Genomic DNA, 18,549 nt, shown 5'->3' on the forward strand with positions numbered 1-18,549 from the left:
CGGGGACGTCCATGGCGGAAAACGGCCACGGCACAAACCCGCCCGCGGACATCATCGCCGTACCGCCGGTCACTCTGCCAAGGTGGCGTCGCCGAGCGGTCCTCCCGTGGGGGGTGGGGCCGCTCGGCCACCCCACCTCGCAGAACCGTTCGACGCGTCCCCCGACACGCCGCCCGGCGCGCGACGGTCCGCCCGAATTTCCCGATGCCCCGTTTTCATCCGGCTCCCTCGGTGGACAATCAGGAGCATGAGTCAGCAGGGGGGAAGGCCCACCGGTCCCACCGGTCCCACCGGTCCTGAGGACGACTGGTGGGGGCAGCTGTACGACGACTCCACCGACGACACCGGCCCCACGGCCGCACCCGATTCCCTGGACGACCGCTTCGCCTCGGCGTCCGGAACGGTGGCCCGCCGTCCCGGCCCCGGCCCCGACGACCCGGCGGCACCGCCCCCCGCCCCGCCCGAACCCAGGACCCCTCGGTGGGCCCCGGCGAAGCCCCCGGGCGTCCCCGGCCCCCGCACGGCGGGACCGGCGCCGGGGCCCGCACGGCCCGGCACCCCACCGCCCGCAGCGCCCCCGCCGGCGTCCGGGACCGCAGAGCCCTCGCCGCCCCCGCCCCCGCCCCCGCCGTCCCCGGCGTCCGGCGGCCGGAGCCGGGGTGGTGATCCGCGAGGGCTCACCACCTCGGGGAGCGGCGCCGCCGACCTCACCGAACCGCCCGCCGCCGTTCCGCCGCCCCGGACCGCGTCCGGCCTGCCCCCGCTGCCGTCCTCGTTCGCCCCCTCGCCGCCCGCCGGACCGGACGGCGCCGACCGCGACTATGTCGGCAGCGGGCCGCCCACCTACGACGCCGAGCCCACCGCGCTGCCGCCCGCCGATCCGGACGGACTCGACGGGCTGGTCCCCGACACCGTGCTGGAAGGCGCCCGGTACGGGGCGTGCACGCTGCGGGCCGTCTCCGTGCGCGGGGACTCCGCCCGGTACCGGGGGGAGCCGCGGCGCGACGCGCTGCTCGTCGCCCGGTTCGGTACCGGCGAGCAGGCGCTGGTCCTGGTGGCGATGGCGACCGGCGCCCGCGCGACCGCGGGGGCGCACCGGGCGGCCGCCGAGGTGTGCCGGTGGATCGGGCGGGCCGTGGGGCGCAGTCACGCGCGGCTCGCCGAGGACCTGCGGGCCGCCCGGCGCGGCGACCTGAAGTCCGGCCTGCACCGGCTCACCGACCGCAGCCTCGGCCGACTCCGCGCCGGCGCCGCCGAACAGGGCCTCGCTCCGGACGAGTACGCGGCCACCCTGCGCTGCCTGCTGCTGCCCGCCGACCCGGAGTGCCGCACCCGGGTGTTCTTCGGCGTCGGCGCGGGCGGACTGCTGCGACTGCGCGACGGCATCTGGCGGGAAATGGAGCCGGACGCCGGTGACGTCACCGGCGAGCCCGTCCTCGGCTTCGGCTCCACGCCCGGAGGAACGCCCGGGAGCACCACCCCGGGCGGCGCCCTCTACGACGCGCCCAGCGAGACACCCGAGGGCGACCGGCTCACCATGGACCTCGGCATCACCCCGGCCCCGGGGCCGTACGACGGCCCGCCCGCGGAACCGCCCCGCGCGCCCTTCCGCTTCCGGGCCTCCGTAGCCCGCCCGGGTGATGTGCTCCTGATGTGCACCGCGGGCCTCGCCGAGCCGCTGCTGAACGAGCCCGGGCTGGGTGAACTCCTCGCGCGGAGGTGGGCGGGCCGCCCGGCGCCCGGACTCGGGGAGTTCCTCGCCGACAGCGGCGTGCGGGTCAAGGGATACGCGGACGACCGTACGGCCGCCGCCGTTTGGGAGGCGTGAGGCCGCTCGCTGTGGCATAGCTGGAGCCATGGCCAAACAGAACGTCGCGGAACAGTTCGTCGACATCCTCACCCGCGCCGGGGTGGAGCGCCTCTACGGAGTCGTCGGGGACAGCCTCAACCCGATCGTGGACGCCGTGCGCCGCCATTCCGGCATCGAATGGGTGCATGTGCGGCACGAGGAGACCGCCGCCTTCGCCGCCGGCGCGGAGGCCCAGATCACCGGGAAGCTGGCCGCGTGCGCCGGCTCCTGCGGCCCCGGCAACCTCCACCTCATCAACGGGCTCTACGACGCCCACCGCTCCATGGCCCCCGTCCTCGCCCTGGCCTCGCAGATCCCGTCGAGCGAGATCGGCCTGGGCTTCTTCCAGGAAACCCACCCCGACCAGCTGTTCCGCGAGTGCAGCCACTACAGCGAGCTGATCTCCAGCCCCAAGCAGATGCCCAGGCTGCTCCAGACCGCCATCCAGCACGCCGTCGGCCAGGGCGGCGTCAGCGTCGTCTCCCTGCCCGGCGACATCGCCGACGAGCCCGCCCCGGAGAAGGCCGCCGAGACGGCCCTCGTCACCTCCCGGCCCACCGTCCGGCCCGGCGACGAGGAGATCGACCGCCTGGTGCGGATGATCGACGACGCCGAGCGGGTCACCCTGTTCTGCGGCAGCGGCACGGCGGGCGCGCACGCCGAGGTCATGGAGTTCGCCGGGAAGCTCAAGGCCCCGGTGGGACACGCCCTGCGGGGCAAGGAGTTCATCCAGTACGACAACCCCTACGACGTCGGCATGAGCGGACTCCTCGGCTACGGCGCCGCCTACGAGGCGACCCACGAGTGCGACCTGCTGCTCCTGATCGGCACCGACTTCCCGTACAACGCCTTCCTCCCCGACGACGTGAAGATCGCCCAGATCGACGTCCGGCCCGAGCACCTGGGCCGGCGTTCCAAACTGGACCTCGCGGTGTGGGGCGACGCCCGGGAGACGCTGCGCTGCCTGATCCCGCGGGTGAAGGAGAAGAAGAACCGCCGCTTCCTCGACCGGATGCTGAAGAAGCACGCGGACGCCCTGGAGGGGGTGGTCAAGGCGTACACCCGCAAGGTCGACAAGCACGTCCCGATCCACCCCGAGTACGTGGCCGCCGTGCTGGACGACATGGCCGACGACGACGCGGTGTTCACCGTCGACACCGGGATGTGCAACGTCTGGGCGGCCCGTTACATCTCGCCCAACGGCCGTCGCCGCATCATCGGTTCCTTCTCCCACGGCTCGATGGCCAACGCCCTGCCGATGGCGATCGGCGCCCAGTTCACCGACCGGCGCCGGCAGGTCGTGTCGATGTCCGGCGACGGCGGCTTCACCATGCTGATGGGCGACTTCCTCACCCTCGTCCAGCACGATCTGCCGGTGAAGGTCGTGCTGTTCAACAACTCGTCGCTGAGCATGGTCGAGTTGGAGATGCTGGTCGCCGGCCTGCCCTCGCACGGCGTGGCCAACAAGAACCCGGACTTCGCCGCCGTCGCCGAGGCCTGCGGCGCCTTCGGGGTGCGGGTGGAGAAGCCCAAGGACCTGGCGGGGGCGCTGAAGGCGGCGTTCAAGCACAAGGGTCCCGCCCTCGTCGACGTCGTCACCGACCCCAACGCCCTGTCCATCCCGCCGAAGATCAGCGCCGACATGGTCACCGGCTTCGCCCTGTCCGCCTCGAAGATCGTCCTGGACGGCGGCGTCGGACGCATGGTCCAGATGGCCCGCTCCAACCTGCGCAACATGCCCCGGCCGTGACCGTACGGACCCCCGGCCCGAAACTCGATGACTGCCGGGGGCCCGAACGGGCAAGGCTTTCCCCGTGAAGATGTTCGACCCGGACGGGACGGACCGGACAGACAGGGGGAAGCGACATCAGCGCGCCGACGGGGGACATGAAGGAGGAGGCGGTGTCACAGCTCAGGCGATTGCTCGGCCGGGCCGACCTGCGGGCGGTGCCCGAGGCCCGGCGGGCCCTGCGTGAGCTGCTGCGGCACTGGGGCGGGCCCGGACAGTCGGAGGTCGCGGAGCTGCTCACCAGCGAGCTGGTCACCAACGCGCTCGTCCACACCGACGAGGGCGCCGTCCTGACCGCGACGGTCGGGCCGCGTGCCCTGCGGGTCGAGGTCCGGGACTTCGTGGGCCGGGGCGGACAGCCCCGGCCGCGCGCCCCGCAGGAGGGGAGCACCAACGGCAGGGGGCTGGTCCTGGTCGAGTCGCTCGCCGACGCCTGGGGCGTACGGCCCTGCGAGGTGGGCAAGTCGGTCTGGTTCGAACTGGGCGCGGAACCGGGCGAGGAGGCAGGCGCCGAAGCGGCCTGAGGCGCCGGGGTGACCCGGCGCCTCAGCGTATCGGTGCGGTGCGCCCGTCCTAGCCGAACTGCTGCTCCAGATCCTTGAGCTTGCGCTCCAGGGAGTCCAGGCGGGGCAGGGCCTGGGTGTCGTCCTCCGCGGTGAGGTCCACGGTCTCCACGGCCATCTGCTCAGACCCGCTCCGCACGGGCTGGAGGGAGGGACGCCGGGTTCCTGCGGGCAGTTGCTCCGGGGTCGATATGGCAGGCTCCGCGGTGGCGCGTTCCGAGCCCCGCTCGACCTGCTGCACCTCGACCTCGACCTGACGGCCGCCACGGCCCGGGAAACCGCGGTGGCCGTGGCCCCGGCTGATCGCCTTGAGCTGCGCCCGCTCCAGCCGCTCCTGCTCGCGCCGCCGCAGCTTCTTCTCCTCCTTCTCGCGCCGGTCGTCGCGCACCTCCTCGACCGCCTCGTCCAGGCTGCGCACGCCCTCCAGGAGCATCAGCGACCAGGCGCGGTACGTCTCGCGGGGCGCGCGCAGCCAGCGGACCATGCGGATCTGCGGCAGCGGACGCGGCACCAGGCCCTGCTCGCGCAGGGCGGCCCGGCGGGTCTGCTTCAGCGCCCGGTCGAACAGCACCGCCGCCGACAGGGACATGCCCGCGAAGAAGTGCGGGGCACCCGCGTGACCCAGGCCGCGCGGCGCGTGCACCCAGTTGAACCAGGCCGCGGCGAACGCGAAGGCCCACACGAGTATCCGCGAGCCGAGCGCCGCGTCACCGTGGCTGGCCTCGCGCACCGCGAGGACGGAGCAGAACATCGCCGCACCGTCGAGGCCGAACGGGACCAGGTACTGCCAGCCGTCGCTCAGGCCGAGGTTCTGCTCGCCGAAGCCGACCAGACCGTGGAAGGAGAGCGCCGCGGCGACCGCGGCACAGCAGAAGAGCAGGACGTAGGAGAAGGTGCCGTAGAGGGCCTCCTTGCGCCGGCGGCGCTCCTCCATGCGCTCCCACGAGTCGTCCGCGCCCGCGTCCTTCCCCGAGGAACGCTTGCCGCGCGCGAGCACCGCCACCGCCGCCAGCATGCCCAGGAGCAGCACGGCGCCCGGAAGCAGCCAGTTCAGCGATATGTCGGTCAATCTCATCTGGGGTCCCTTGCAGTGGGATAGGGCGTAACGCCCGCCATGGTGGCCCAAACCCAGCGGCCCTCAGGGGGTTTCGGGGCAAGAGGCCGCCAAGGGAGTGCAGAGGGGGTGCCCAGGGCGGCGTTCTGCTCGAACTGCCGCGTGAGGGGCGGGAGTTGAGTTCGATTAAGACTACCCGTACGGGTGGTTCCACGGAAAGTTCCCGCCACGCGTGGGGGAGTTGTGGAACAACGTGGACGATCTTAGCTGACGGGCACTCAGCCCGCCGCGGCGAGCAGCTTGTCGACGCGGTCGGCGTCGCAGGTCCGCGGGCAGGTGGCGCAGGTGTCCTCGGGGCGCAGGGTGTAGAACATGCAGCAGCTCGCCCGGTCCCGGGTGTGCAGCGGGGTGCCGTCCGGCCCCTTGAGCTCGCGGAAGGCCGCGTCCCCGACGTAGGGCTTGGTGGCGCCCGGCAGCAGCAGCTCCAGCTCGTGCCGTGCCCGCTCCTGCTCGCCGAGCAGGTGGGCGACGTACCACAGGCCCTCGACGATCTCGTCGGTCGCCATGCCCCACAGGGCGCGTCCGCGCCGCCGCATCCGGGGGCCGAATCCGGCCAGGACCGGCTCCAGGTGCTCGGCAACCGCGGCCCGTACCTCGGCGCGCAGCGCCTCCTCGTCGGCGACCACACGGGCGCCGGGCAGGGCGGCGGCCGGATCGCTGGGCAGGCAGGCGAACGAGGTGGCCCGTACGGCCATCCGGCCGAGGGGGAGACCGGCGGCCGTGCGGTCGTAGGCCACGTCGGCCGCGGGGTGGCGGGGCACCCGGCGGTGCAGGAACCAGGGCACGGTGATCAGCAGGCAGGCCGGCCACGCGTACCGGTGCAGGCCGAAGCTCGCGATCACGTCCGGCCGGGCCCGCTGCCCGTAGTCCCGCAGCACCTGCGCCTCGTCCCGGGCGAGGAACGCGGCCAGCTCCGGACCGCCCGCGGCGAGCGAGGCGGCCGTGACCCAGCCGTCGCCGCCCGGGACCCCGTCGGCCGCGGTCAGTTCGGTCACGCCCAGCCCGGGCAGGACCTCGGACAGGCGCGCGTAGGCGTCCGTGAAGGCCGTACGGGCGACAGGCATGCGGGACCACCGATCCACGTCGGAACAACGGGCTGCTTAAAGGTAAGCCTTACCTTACCCATGATCCTTCGGATTTGAACTGACGCCCCCTGCGCTTATGGTGCTTGACGGACAGGTGACAAGCCGCCGTAATGACCTCAAGTACCGACACGTCCCGCAGGAGGACCCGTGGAGCACAGCGCGCAGGGCGCCGCAGGAACGGGTACGGGTGCGGGTACGGCCGACGAGGCGGTGCGGATCCCGGTGCAGCCGGGAGCGGCGGACCGGGCACGGGACCGGGCCCCGGGCACCGGGGAGCCGGACGGCCCGGCGCGCGGCGAGCACACCCACGGCGAACCCCCGGCGCCCCCCGCGCGCGCCCCGGTCCGGCGTTCCTCCGTGCGCGGGCAGATCCTCGACGCCCTGCGCACCGCGCTGGTCACCGGCGAGCTGCGGCCCGGCGAGGTCTACTCGGCGCCCGTGCTCGGCGAGCGGTTCGGCGTCTCGGCCACCCCCGTACGGGAGGCCATGCAGCAGCTCGCCCTGGAGGGCGCCGTCGAGGTCGTGCCCAACCGCGGCTTCCGCGTCGTCGAACGCGGCGACCGCGAACTGGCCGAGCTGGCCGAGGTCCGGGCCCTCATCGAGGCCCCGGTGTGGCTCCGCCTGGCCCGTACGGTGCCCGCCGGACACTGGGCGCGGCTGCGTCCCCTCGCCGAGGCCACCGTCCGCGCCGCCTCGTCGGGCTGCCCGGCCACCTACGCCGAGGCCGACCGCGCCTTCCACCGCGCGGTGCTCGCGCTGGCCGGCAACGAGCAGCTCGTCCGGATCGCCGGTGACGTGCACCGCCGCGCCCAGTGGCCGCCGGCCGACTCGCCCTCCGTGCGCGGCCGCGCCGACCTGGTCGCCGACGCGCACGAGCACACCGCGCTCCTCGACGCGCTGATCGCCGGCGACCAGGGCGTGGTGCGGAGCCTCGTCGGGCAGCACTTCACCAACGCCCGCTGAACGCGGACGCCCGGCAGCGCGGGCGCCCCCCTGAGCGAGGACACCCGCACTGCCGGGCCGGGCGGGTCCTGGAGAACCTCCCGCCGTTCCGTGCGGGTCCTAGAGAACCTCCTGCCGTTCCGTGCGGCTCGCCGGCACCTGCTTCCCGGTCTTGCCGGACTTCGCCGCGCCGCGCCCCTTGCCGCCCTTGCGGCGCGCGGAAGAGGACCCGGCGTCGCGGTTGTACAGCTCGATGGCGAGCGGGGAGGCGGTGAAGACCGAGGAGTACGTCCCGACTCCCACGCCGATCAGCAGCGCGAGCGCGAAGTCGGTGAGCGAGTCGTCGGCCAGGACCGCCAGCGAGGCGAGGATGAGCACCGCGCCCATGCCCGTGTTGACCGTGCGGGGCAGGGTCTGGAGGATCGCGTCGTTGGTGAGCCGGCCGAACGGCGTCTTGCGTTCCTTGCCCATCAGCTCCCGGACGCGGTCGAAGAGCACCACCGAGTCGTTGACCGAGTAGCCGATCACGGTCAGCAGCGCGGCCAGGAACACCCCGTCGATCGGCTTGCCCTGCCAGGCGAACACACCCACCAGGATGACCACGTCGTGGGCGAGCGCACTGACCGCCGCCGTGCCGAACAGCATGCGGAAGCGGACCGCGAGGTACGCCAGCTGGGCGGCCAGGGCGAGGCCGAGGGCGATCAGGGCGTCCCGGCGCAGCTCCTCGCCGAGGCTCGGGCCGATCAGCTCGTCGCGGAGCTTCTCCGTCTCGCCGCCCAGCTCGGAGACGGCCTTGGTGACGGTCGCCGCCTCGGCGTCGGTCAGCTCCTCGGTGCGCACCGTGAGGTCGCCGTCCCCGGAGGACTGGACGACGGCGCGCGGGAAGCCGGCGTCGGCGAGGGCGTCCCGGGCCCGGTCGGGATCGACCTGGTCGGCGGTGGAGTACTCGATGAGCCGGCCCCCGGTGAACTCGATGCCGAAGTTCAGGCCGCGCACCAGGATGCCGGAGCCCGCCACCACCATGACGATCAGGGAGGCCGCCAGCCAGCGGCGCGGCCGGCTCATCAGGAACGGGTTGCGGCGCAGCAGGGCGTCCCGGACCGGTCCGGTGGTCGAGATGCCGGTGATGCCGGGACGGCGGAAGACCGCCGGGCGGCTCGCGGCGAACTCGGCCAGCACCCGGGTGATCACCAGGGCGCTGACCATCGAGGCCAGCACGCCGATGCCGAGCGTGACGCCGAAGCCCTTCACCGGGCCGGAGGCCAGGAAGAACAGCAGGGCCGCGGCGATCAGGGTGGTGACGTTGGAGTCCGCGATCGCGCTGAAGGCGCTGCGGAAACCGGCGGTCAGCGCCGACCGGGTGCTCGGCCGGGTCCGGGCCGCCTGTTCCTCCCGGGCCCGTTCGAAGACGAGGACGTTGGCGTCCACCGCCATGCCGATCGCCAGGACGAAACCGGCGAGGCCGGGCAGCGTCAGGGTCGCGCCGACCGCGGCCAGGGCGGCGTAGGAGATCAGGCCGTAGCAGAGCAGGGCCACGGTCGCCAGGGCGCCCATCAGGCGGTAGACGAAGATGATGAACAGCGCGGTCAGCGCGGTGCCGATGACGGCGGCCCAGGCGCCGGCCGAGATGGCCTCGTCGCCCAGGGTGGCGCCGATGGTCCGCTGCTCGATGGTCTCGACCGGCACGGGCAGGGCGCCGCCCTTGATGAGCAGGGCCAGGTCGCGGGCCTCGGCGGCATCGAAGGAGCCGGTGATCTGCGTGGAGCCGCCGGTGATGCCCCCGCCGCAGGACACGGAGGGGTCGACCTGCGGCGAGGAGATGATCTTGTTGTCGAGGACGATGGCGACCCTGCGCTGGGGATCGCCGGCCGGGTGACAGGCCGCCTCGCCGGTCACCTTGGCCCACCGGTCGCTGCCGGCGTCCTTGAAGTCGACGGTGACGGTCCAGCCCGCGCCGTTCTGCTGGTCGAAGCGGGCGTCGGCGCCCTTGACGTCCTGCCCGGTCAGCGTGGCGTCCTTCAGCCGCAGGGACTGCCCGGACTCGTCCGGCAGCACCCGCTCGCCGTCCTTGGCGGCCCGGCCGTCCTCGCCCTCCTTGCCGGTCTCGCCTTCCTTGCCGGTCTCGCCGGGCGGGGTCTCCGTCGCGCCGAGCACCGAGTGGACGGTGAGCTGGGCGGTGCGGCCCAGCACGTCGGCCGCCTTCTTCGGGTCCTGTACGCCCGGCAGCTCGACGACGACGCGGTTCTCGCCGGAGCGGACGATGGTCGGCTCGGCGACACCGAGGGCGTCGATGCGGCCGCGCAGCACCTCCACGGTGCGGTCGGTGGCCTCCCGGTCGGCCTTGGTGGTCTCGGTGGACTGGGTCTCCAGCACGATCTGGGTGCCGCCGCGCAGGTCGAGCCCCAGGCGGACCGGCATGGTCAGGGCGATGGCCACGGACGCGGCCAGCACGGCGAGTGCGAGGAGCGCGCGGACGTTCAGGGAGCGGGAACGCGAGCGCGAACGGGTGCGGGAAGGGGGACGGGAGCGTTTCAACACGGGCCTCCGGCGGGCACACCGCGGCGGCGGCCGAGCGCGGCCGCGGCGGAAGAAGGGGAAGGGTCGGGTGTGGTGTCTCAGATGCCGGAGGAGACGGGTGGCGCCCGGCCGCTGTCGTGGCTCGTGCGGCCGGGGGAGGCGGGCACCGGGCCGGGCGCGAACGACGTCCGTGCGTGGCCGCCGGGGGCGGCGCAGCCCTCGGGGTGCGCGGTGGTCGCCGGATGCTGGTCCGGTGCCGTCGGACGACCGGCCGGCAGGTCGTGCCGGGCCCGGGGCTGGGCGGCGCAGACCGGTGTGCAGCCGTCGTCGGCGTGGAGGTCGAGGGCCGGATGCGGCACGGCCGTGGCGGCGGCCGCCGCGAGGGGGCCGCGGGCACCGGCGTGCGAGCCGGCCGCGGGCCAGGCGGGGACCAGGGGCAGCAGGACGGTCAGCAGGACGGTGAGCACGGTCGCGAGCCGTCGGCGCATGCACCGTCCCCTTTCGTGGTGGATGAGCGGGCCTGGGGTGGGGGAAGCCCGGGGCTCCGGCCGGGGAGTGGGCGGCCAGAGCCACGGGCGGTTCATGGGGTCCGTCAGGGCTCGATCAGCCCGGCCCGGATGGCGTACCGGGTCAGCTCCAGGCGGTCGCGCAGCCCGAGCTTCTGGAGCAGGTTCGCGCGATGCCGCTGGACGGTCTTGATGCTGATGAAGAGGATCTCGGCGATCTCCTTCGACGAGTGGCCCTCGGCGACGAGTTTGAGGACCTCCTCCTCGCGCGGGGTGAGGATGTGGTCGGAGGTCTCCTCGCCGTGCCGCACCCGGTCGAGGTAGTTGCGGATGAGCGCCGTCACCGCACCCGGGTACAGGAACGGCTCGTCGCGCATCGCGGCCCGGCAGGCGGCCACGAGGTCCCGGTCGGCGACGGACTTGAGCACGTAGCCGCAGGCACCCGACTTCAGCGCCTGGAACAGGTACTGCTCGTTGTCGTGCATCGTCAGCATCAGGATGCGCAGTCCCGGCTTCAGCGCGGCCAGTTCGCGGGCCGCCTGGAGGCCGGTGAGGCGGGGCATCGCGATGTCCAGCACCGCGAGGTCGGCCTCGTGGGTCCGCGCCATGTCGATGGCCTCCGCGCCGTCGCCGGCCTCGGCGACCACCTCGAGGTCCGGCTCCCGGTCGAGGATGAGGCGCACCCCGCGGCGCACCAGCGCGTGGTCGTCGGCGAGCAGGATGCGGATCTTCGCCGGGGCGGACGCCTGGGACGGGCCGTACGCGGACGCCGACGTCGCGGAGGTCGCGGAGGTCGCGGACGTCGCGGAAGCCGCGGACGCCGACGTCGCCGAGGCCGGGGAGGAGGCCGGCGTCGTGGCGGCGGGGCGGCCGGAGGCGGACGGCTCGGGCAGGGACGGGTCGGACATGGTCGGGAGCTACTTCCTGGGAAGGGGTGCGGTGAGCCGGATGCGGGTGCCGGCGCCGGACGCCGACGTGATGTCGAGGGCGGCCCCGATGAGCAGGGCCCGTTCACGCATGCCACGGATGCCGGCGCCCTCGTGCGCCGCCTCGATCCCGCGGCCGTCGTCGGTGATGGTGAGCGTCACCGCGCCGTCCGCGTGGGCCAGACCCACCTCCAGCCGTTCGGCGTCCGCGTGGCGGGCCGCGTTGGTCAGGCTCTCCTGCGCCACACGGTAGAGGACCAGCTCGGTCTCGTGGTCCAGGGCCGGCAGATCGGCGTCGAAGCGGCGCACCACCCGCAGACCGGTGTGGGTGGCGAAGTCGTGCGTGAGCGAGGACAGCGCGCTGATCAGACCGAGGTCGTCCAGGACGCCCGGACGCAGCCGGCGCACCAGGCGGCGGACCTCGTCCAGGCTCTCCCGGGTGATCTCCTGCGCCTGGTGCAGCTCGTCGCGCAACGGCTCGTCGGCGTCGTCCGCCGCACGGCCCAGGACCAGCAGGATCGCCGTCATGCTCTGCCCGACCTCGTCGTGCAGCTCCTGCGCGATACGGCGCCGCTCCGCCTCCTGGGCGAGCAGCACACGGGCACTGCTCGTGGCCCGCTCCGCCTCCAGCCGGTCCAGCATCGCGTTGAAGGTGCGGATCAGCTCCGGGACCTCGCCACCGCCGGAGATCGGCAGCCGCTGGCCGGGACGGAGCAGGTCGACGGTGGTCATCAGCTTGGTGAGCCGCTCCAGCGGCGCCAGGCCCCACCGCAGCAGGGCGCCGTTGGCCACCAGCATGACGCCCATGCCGAGCACGAGGACGACGGCCTCGGTCAGCAGGATCGGCACGGAGACGGTCACCGGAGCCCACAGCAGCAGCGCCGTGGCGAAGCCCAGCACCACCGCGTTGAGCCCGAAGATCCGCCAGAACAGGGACACCGGGGGTACGCCTCCTTCAGCGACGTGTCGACTTGGTACGCCTCTACTGTCGGTCATCGCGCACCCTCGGTGGGAGCTGCGGCCCAGGTAGCGACCGAGCAAGCGACCAGCGTGCCCCTCCGGGACCCGTCCGGTCGATGGGGCCCGACCCCCATTTCCGGCTCGCGGCATACCCATACGGCCGCACCGGCGCACCGTCGAGTGGATCCCGCGCCCCCACGCAAATGGGTCCTGCGCCCGATGGGTTTCCCGGCACGGCCCGGCCAGGGTTGAGGATGACCGGGCCCCATCGGCCCGGCGCTCGGCATACCCGCGGAACCTTCGCGATGCCGCAGAAGCTCGCGATTGCGCAGAACCTTCCGAGAACCCGCAGAACCTTCCGAGAAAAGGACCCTTCACCGTGTCGCTCGACGCCTCCCGCATCGAACCCCGCCCCGAGCGGCTGACCGCTCACGAGGCGCGCCAGCGTCTCGAACACGCCCGCAACACCCGCGTCACCCAGTTGCAGGCCCTCGCCGAGAGCGGCCAGGCGGACGACCAGCTCATGTCCGCGCAGAAGACCGCGATCGAGCGGGTGCTCAAGGAGATCGACGAGGCCTTCGCCCGGGTCGAGGACGGCACCTACGGCACCTGCCTGGGCTGCGGCAAGCCCGTACCGGGGGAGCGGCTGGAAATCCTCCCCTACACGCGGTACTGCGTCGCCTGCCAGCGCCGCGCCGCCACCTGAGCACGCCCTTCCGTCCCGTACCAGTCCCTCCCGCCCTGCCCAAGGGGTGAAGTGGTGAACAACCAGATCATCGACGACCGCGACACACGTCTGTCGCCCCTGTCGCCCGAGGACCTCGCCGCGCTCCGGGACAACCTCCAGGAGCAGCGGCTGTTCCGCGAGGACCAGCTGCGGCAGATGGCGGCGGTCCCGTCCCGCACCGACGCGCTGATCCAGCGGCGGTCCGCCGCGCAGACCGAGGTCCGGGTCAAGCTGGCGGCCTCCGCGCGCATGGTCCTCGCCGACGTCGAGGCGGCCCTCGACCGCATGGACGAGGGCCGCTACGGCCGTTGTCACCTGTGCCGGCGCACCATCGACCGCGACCGGCTGATGATCGTGCCGCAGGCCCGCTACTGCTCCCGCTGCCAGCAGGTGCGGGAGGCCGGACGATGACCCTGCTCCGGCGGCCCCGCGCCGTGCTGTCCCGGCACCGGCCCTGGCCGCTGTGCCGGCAGTGCAGCGGCGTCGCCCTCGACATGGGCAGCGCCCGTACCCGCGCCTGGGTCTCCGGACGCGGGATGATCCTCGACGTGCCGACGGTGACCTTCCCCGGCGCGGGCGCGGTGTACCCCATCCAGCGGGGCTCCATCGTCGACACCCAGGGCACCGCCCGGATGCTCGACCGGCTGCTGGGCCACCGGCTGCCCCGCTTCACCCGCCCGGTGGTCGTGGTCACCGCGCCGGTGCTGGGCGGGCCGGCCTACCGGACCGAGGCCCGTTCGGCCGTGGAGGTGCTGCGCCCGCGCAGTGTGCTGACCGTTCCCAGCGCGCGGGCGGTGGCCCTCGGAGCGGGCGCCGACCTGTCCCGGCCGCTGCTCGTCATGGACATCGGTGCCCATCTCACGGAGGTGGTGCTCCTGGTCGACGGCGCCGTCTTCGACGCCCGTCGCACCGCGCTCGGCACCGGGGACATCGACGACACCACCCCGTCCGCGCGGATCGGGGAGGCGCTGGCCGACATGACGACCTCGATGCTGCGGCAGGACGGCACGTCGCTCACCCTCGACGCGCTGAGCCGGGGGCCGCTGCTGGCGGGCGGCGGCGCGCTGCGCCCCGAGATCACCTGCCGGCTCGCCGACCGGCTGCACGTACCGCTGCGCGCGGTGCCCGCGCCCCACACGGCCGCCGTGCGCGGCGCCGCGAAGCTCCTGGAGGCCGCCCACACCCACCCGTCGACCACGGGCACGGACCCACCGGAGGGCCACCCGCACTGATCCGGCGCGGGCCGGCCCCGGTACGCCTTGCGGTCCACCGGAGCACGGGGGCCGGGCACCCCGGTGCCGGCCGTCCACCCGGAGGGCGGACACGGACCCGCCGGGTCCACCGGAACCGGGACGGTCCACCGCCCGGCCCGGTGCCGGTGCCGGTACGTGGGCCGAGCACCGTGGTCGGTCCGTGCCCGGCCGCTCGGAGGGCGGACACGGGCCCGGCGGAGGGTCACCCGCGCCGGTCCACCGCCCGGTCCCGGTTCGTGTCCAGTACGCCGGTACGCGGGTCGGGCGCCCCGGGGCGGCCGACCCCCTCCGGAGGCCGGGCGCGGACCCACCGGGGGTCCACCCGCGCCGGGCCGGTCCGCCGCCCGGTCCCGGTACGTCCCCCGGTGGAACGCCGGCGGGCGGGCCCGGGCTCCGGGGCCAGTCCCACCGGCACCGGAGCCGGCACCGGAGCCGGCACCGGAGCCGGATGCCCGGCCGGCCGGGCGCGGCCTCCGGGACCCGGGAGTCCGCCGCCCCTCCGGCGGACCGGCGGTCCGGTGATCCGGCGGTCACCGGGGCGCCGCTCGCCCCGGCCCGGCCTACCGGAAACGCCGCACCCACATCTCCCACACGCCGCCCCCGTCCCCCGCCCCGCCCGCGTCCCCCGCCCCGCCCCGCCCGCGTCCCCCGCCCCGCCCGCCCGCGTCCCCCGATCCCCGCCCCCGTTCGTACGGCCGGCGCCCGCCCCGGTGCCGGCCGTACCCCGCGTCCCGCGCGCGACCTCGTGGCCTCGACCCGACAGGCCGCCCCGCCCCAGGAAGGAGACACACCATGGCCGGAGAGATTCCTCCCGCCCAGCCACCGCCCGCCGGCCCCGACCCCGCGCCGCACCCGTACCTCCTGATGTGGCGGTGGCGGCGCAACCCCCTGCGGCGGTCCAGCGACCGGCTGCGGGCGTGGATCTCGCTCGGGATCCTGCTCGCCGTGCTGGTGGCCGCCCCGGCGTCGATGTTCGGAGTCGGCGACAGCGCCTACCGGCACTACCGGAGCACCGCCGAGCACGAGGAGCGGACCCGGGACCACCGCCCCGCCGTCCTGACCCACGACGCCCCGCGCCACCCCGAGCCGGGCTCCGACGAGGCGAAGGAGACCCGCTACCCGGTCCCGGTGCGCTTCACCGGCCCCGACGGGGTGAGCAGGACCGGGACGACCGAGGTCGAACCGGGGCTGCCGGCCGACAGCACCGTCCTGGTCTGGGTCGACGACGAGGGCCGGATCACCGAGCCGCCGCTGTCCGCGGAGCAGATCCGCAGCCGCACGATGGGCTGGGCGATCCTCGCCTTCCTCGGCGTCGTCATCACCGGTCTCGCCGCCCACGCCGCCACGGGACTCGTGCTGTACCGGCGCAACCTCGCCCAGTGGGACGCGGCCTGGGCCAACACGGCCCCGCGCTGGAGCAGACTCCCGTGACGCCCGTCCGGGGGCGTGCCCCTCACGCCGTCGCCGCACCCGCCGCCGGCGGCGCCAACTGCCGGGCCAGCCACGTCGGGACACCGCCGAGGAGCCGGAACAGCCGCCGCGCCTCCTCCCGCAGCCGGGACGCCTCCGGCTCCGACTCCGCGTCCGCCAGCGAGGCCAGCGCGGGCGCCGTACCGACGAGGTACCCCAGCTCCTCGCGGATCCGCAGCGACTCGGCGAAACCGTGCCGCGCCTCGGTCAACTCCCCCTCGCGCAGGGCCAGACCCGCCAGATGCCGCCAGGTGAAGGACAGGAGCAGCGGCTCGGCGTGCGCCGTCGCGCCGGCGTGTGCGCGCCGGTACGCCGCGCGGGCCGCCTGGGGGGACCGGGTCAGGTTCTCCGCGAGCAGTCCGCGCCGGAAGTCGAGCAGCGCCCGCCCCTCCGCGCCCGGCGCGATCAGCGCCGCCGCCCGGCCCAGCGCGGCCCGCGCCTCGTCGGCCCGGTCGCGCACCCCGTGCACCGTGGCGGCGTACGCGAGTTGACCCCGTTCACAGGCGGCGGCCCCACGTTCGTCGTCGCTGTGGGCGAGGGCCTCCGCGGTGCGCAGCGCGTCCTCGGCCTCGGCCCAGCCCTGCTCCGTGTACAGGCACCGCTCCACCAGCAGCGCGGTCCGCTGCAAGGCGGTGTCCGCGGTGACCGGCTCCAGCAGGGCCGCAGCGTCGGCCCAGCAGCCGCGCGAGCGCAGCCGCCATACCGCGGTCTGGAGCGGATCGTCACCTTCGGTCGTTCCCCAGCCAGAACCAGCCATGGCGGAATGCGCCACGTCGCCCTCCCCTTAGCACGCCATCGAGCTCTCGAGTGGTGGCCGCATCTCAGCACGGATCCGGCGGCCCGGCCAAGAGGATGGGTGAAACTTTTCACAAAGTCGTGGTCTTCGTGCCGTCGAGGTTTGGAACCGCCCCGGACCGCTCCGGGCCCCGACGCGGCCGCCGCGCGCCCCGGGCCTCAGCTCATGCGCAGGGCCAGGAAGAAGTCGAGCTTGTCCTCCAGCCGCGACAGGTCACGCCCCGTCAACTGCTCGATCCGCCCGACGCGGTAGCGCAGCGTGTTGACGTGGAGGTGCAGCCGGTTCGCACAGCGCGTCCAGGAGCCGTCGCTGTCGAGGAACGCCTCCAGCGTCGGGATCAGCTCGGCGCGGTGCCGGCGGTCGTAGTCCCGCAGCGGGTCGAGCAGCCGGGCGGTGAAGGCCCGCCGCACGTCGTCCGGGACGAAGGGGAGCAGCAGCACGTGCGAGGCCAGCTCCTGGTGGCCCGCCGCGCAGACCCGGCCGGGGCGCGCCGCGGCGACCCGGCGCGCGTGCCGGGCCTCCTCCAGCGCCCCGCGCAACCCCTCCGCCGAGTGCACGGCCGCGCTGACGCCGAGCGTGACGCGCCCGTCCCCGTCGAGACCGGCCGACAGCGGTTCCCGTACGGACTCGAGCAGCGCGTCCGCGAGGACCCCCGCCTCGGAGCCGTCGTGCTCGCTGGAGACCGCCGGCAGCGGTACGAGGGCGACCGCCTCCTCGCCGGTGTGCGCCACGGCGATGCGGTCCGACTGCTCGGGGCCGGTGGCGTGCGGGTCGACGAGGATCTCCTCGAGCAGGGTCTGCGAGATGCGGCCGGTCTGCCCGTCGCCGTCCGCCCACTCCACCCGGGCCACCACGACCTGCCAGTGCGGTGCCGCGCCGAGGCCGGGCAGCAGCACCGGCGCCGCCACCCGCAGCCGGGCCGCGATCTCGGCCGGCGCGGCGCCCGTCTGCACCAGCTCCAGCACCTCCTGGGCGAGCCGCCGCCGCACCGTGCGCGCCGCGTCCCGCCGGTCCCGCTCGACCGCGATCAGCTGGGTGACGCCGTACAGCAGGTCGAGCCGTTCCTCGGCCCACTCCCCGGCGTCCGCCTCCACCACGAGCAGCCAGTCGGACAGCACCGTCTCGCGCACCTCCCGGCCGCCCGCCGCCGCGCCCTGCGGGACACGCGGCGCCGCGGCCGCCGACGGGAGCTGCCCCCGGCCGCGCACCGGGAAGAGGCTGTACGTCGTGGCGCCCACGGACACCCGGTGCGGCGCGCGCCGGCCCGCGCGGGTGGCCGCGAGGTGTTCCGCCGCGAGCTTGGCGCACACCTCGGCCGGGAGGGCGGGCTCCGCGTCCTTCGGTCCCGCGACCTGCCGTCCGGTGGGGGAGAGGACCCAGGCGCGCAGGTCGAGGTCGGAGCCGAGCAGGTCCAGGACCACGTCGGGGCCGCCGCCCGCCGGTCCCGAGGTCATCATCCGGCGGTGCCGGTCCACCACGGCCGCGAGGTCCCCGGCCCGTTCGCCGGACACCTGGCGCACGACGTGCTCGGTGATCGTCGCGAAGGCCACCGCCTCGTGCACCGCGAAGAGCGGCAGCCGGTGCCGGGCGCAGGCCACCACCAGGTCCTCCGGCACGCTCCCCAGCTCCGCCTCACCGGCGGCCAGCGCGGCCACCTGGGCCTGCACCAGGAGACGCACGAACGGCTCGGAGTCGGCGGCGCCCCGGCGCCAGGCCAGGCCGGTGAGGACCAGCTCGCCGCCCGAGAGGTAGCGGCTGGGGTCCCGCAGGTCGGTGGTCATCACGCCGCGGACCGTACGGTCCAGCTCGTCCTCGCCGCCGAGCAGCTTGAGGCCCAGCGCGTCGGTGTCCAGCAGTGCGCGCAGCCGCATTCTCGTCGCCGCCGTTCTTTGTCTCGAAGTGTTCCAGGTCACGCGGCTGTGTCGCCCGATTCCGGAGAAGAACAGGGAGGCTCCCGAGCACCTCCGTTCATACGAATCTACAAGATGCCCGCCCTGGCCAGCCAACTCCTTCATGGTTTCTGCGACTGACCCCGGTGGAGCACACGACGGT

At 74.5% G+C, this 18,549-nt stretch carries 16 protein-coding genes; 8 read left to right on the forward strand and 8 right to left on the reverse strand.

All coding sequences use genetic code 11. The features are described 5' to 3' along the window. Positions 1 to 247: 247 nt before the first annotated feature. The 3 genes from Sco07f_RS10800 (at position 248) to Sco07f_RS10810 (ending at position 4,162) form a co-directional block, all read left to right on the forward strand. Positions 248 to 1,828 (forward strand): protein phosphatase 2C domain-containing protein, encoded by a 1,581-nt coding sequence (locus Sco07f_RS10800; RefSeq protein WP_108987691.1) that lies wholly within the window; start codon positions 248 to 250, stop codon positions 1,826 to 1,828. A 28-nt stretch (positions 1,829 to 1,856) separates the two neighbouring features. Next, positions 1,857 to 3,599, forward strand: coding sequence for a pyruvate dehydrogenase (locus Sco07f_RS10805; RefSeq protein ID WP_108987692.1), 1,743 nt, complete (start codon positions 1,857 to 1,859; stop codon positions 3,597 to 3,599). Positions 3,600 to 3,751: 152 nt separating this feature from the next. Next, positions 3,752 to 4,162, forward strand: a complete 411-nt coding sequence (locus Sco07f_RS10810) for an ATP-binding protein (RefSeq protein WP_108987804.1) — start codon at positions 3,752 to 3,754, stop codon at positions 4,160 to 4,162. Between the two features lie 49 nt (positions 4,163 to 4,211). Here Sco07f_RS10810 and Sco07f_RS10815 read toward each other — a convergent pair whose 3' ends face one another. Together Sco07f_RS10815 and Sco07f_RS10820 are read right to left on the reverse strand one after the other, a co-directional pair. Next, on the reverse strand, positions 4,212 to 5,276 hold the full coding sequence (locus tag Sco07f_RS10815; RefSeq protein ID WP_007445451.1) for a DUF2637 domain-containing protein: 1,065 nt from the start codon (positions 5,274 to 5,276) through the stop codon (positions 4,212 to 4,214). A gap of 257 nt (positions 5,277 to 5,533) precedes the next feature. Then, on the reverse strand, positions 5,534 to 6,379 hold the full coding sequence (locus Sco07f_RS10820) for a (2Fe-2S)-binding protein (protein ID WP_108987693.1): 846 nt from the start codon (positions 6,377 to 6,379) through the stop codon (positions 5,534 to 5,536). Positions 6,380 to 6,547: 168 nt separating this feature from the next. Between Sco07f_RS10820 and Sco07f_RS10825 the strand changes: the two genes are divergently transcribed. Next, positions 6,548 to 7,363, forward strand: a complete 816-nt coding sequence (locus tag Sco07f_RS10825; RefSeq protein ID WP_108987694.1) for a GntR family transcriptional regulator — start codon at positions 6,548 to 6,550, stop codon at positions 7,361 to 7,363. 99 nt (positions 7,364 to 7,462) lie between these two features. On the opposite strand, the gene secD is transcribed toward Sco07f_RS10825, so the two are convergent. From secD to Sco07f_RS10845, 4 genes are all read right to left on the reverse strand, one after another. After that, positions 7,463 to 9,877, reverse strand: a complete 2,415-nt coding sequence (gene secD / locus Sco07f_RS10830) for a protein translocase subunit SecD (RefSeq protein WP_108987695.1) — start codon at positions 9,875 to 9,877, stop codon at positions 7,463 to 7,465. A gap of 80 nt (positions 9,878 to 9,957) precedes the next feature. Continuing rightward, entirely contained in the window at positions 9,958 to 10,347 is a 390-nt protein-coding gene (locus tag Sco07f_RS10835; protein ID WP_054099721.1) for a hypothetical protein, read from the reverse strand. Positions 10,348 to 10,451: 104 nt separating this feature from the next. After that, positions 10,452 to 11,273: a response regulator gene (locus Sco07f_RS10840; protein WP_239109660.1), complete on the reverse strand. Its 822-nt coding sequence runs from the start codon at positions 11,271 to 11,273 to the stop codon at positions 10,452 to 10,454. Between the two features lie 9 nt (positions 11,274 to 11,282). Continuing rightward, positions 11,283 to 12,230 carry a HAMP domain-containing sensor histidine kinase gene (locus Sco07f_RS10845; protein WP_007445458.1) on the reverse strand — a complete coding sequence of 316 codons (948 nt, stop codon included), beginning with the start codon at positions 12,228 to 12,230 and terminating at the stop codon, positions 11,283 to 11,285. 400 nt (positions 12,231 to 12,630) lie between these two features. On the opposite strand from Sco07f_RS10845, the gene Sco07f_RS10850 reads away from it, so the two are divergent. From Sco07f_RS10850 to Sco07f_RS10865, 4 genes are all read left to right on the forward strand, one after another. Further along, on the forward strand, positions 12,631 to 12,957 hold the full coding sequence (locus Sco07f_RS10850; RefSeq protein WP_054099719.1) for a TraR/DksA C4-type zinc finger protein: 327 nt from the start codon (positions 12,631 to 12,633) through the stop codon (positions 12,955 to 12,957). 51 nt (positions 12,958 to 13,008) lie between these two features. Then, the gene (locus tag Sco07f_RS10855) at positions 13,009 to 13,389 is read left to right on the forward strand and encodes a TraR/DksA family transcriptional regulator (protein ID WP_007445460.1); all 381 of its coding nucleotides are present in this window, start codon (positions 13,009 to 13,011) and stop codon (positions 13,387 to 13,389) included. After that, a complete protein-coding gene (locus Sco07f_RS10860; protein ID WP_167468066.1) occupies positions 13,386 to 14,210 on the forward strand; it encodes a rod shape-determining protein in 825 nt (274 codons plus the stop codon). The genes Sco07f_RS10855 and Sco07f_RS10860 overlap by 4 nt, the downstream gene beginning before the upstream one ends. 813 nt (positions 14,211 to 15,023) lie before the next feature. After that, the gene (locus Sco07f_RS10865; RefSeq protein WP_108987696.1) at positions 15,024 to 15,662 is read left to right on the forward strand and encodes an Rv1733c family protein; all 639 of its coding nucleotides are present in this window, start codon (positions 15,024 to 15,026) and stop codon (positions 15,660 to 15,662) included. 22 nt (positions 15,663 to 15,684) lie between these two features. Here the strand turns inward: Sco07f_RS10865 and Sco07f_RS10870 are convergent, their stop codons facing one another. Next, complete coding sequence (locus Sco07f_RS10870; RefSeq protein WP_054099717.1) at positions 15,685 to 16,473, reverse strand: hypothetical protein; 789 nt, start codon at positions 16,471 to 16,473, stop codon at positions 15,685 to 15,687. A gap of 182 nt (positions 16,474 to 16,655) precedes the next feature. Next, positions 16,656 to 18,368, reverse strand: a complete 1,713-nt coding sequence (locus tag Sco07f_RS10875) for a PucR family transcriptional regulator (RefSeq protein ID WP_108987697.1) — start codon at positions 18,366 to 18,368, stop codon at positions 16,656 to 16,658. Between the last annotated feature and the right edge of the window lie 181 nt (positions 18,369 to 18,549).

Source organism: Streptomyces coelicoflavus (genome assembly GCF_003112555.1).
Taxonomy (GTDB): Bacteria; Actinomycetota; Actinomycetes; order Streptomycetales; family Streptomycetaceae; genus Streptomyces; species Streptomyces coelicoflavus.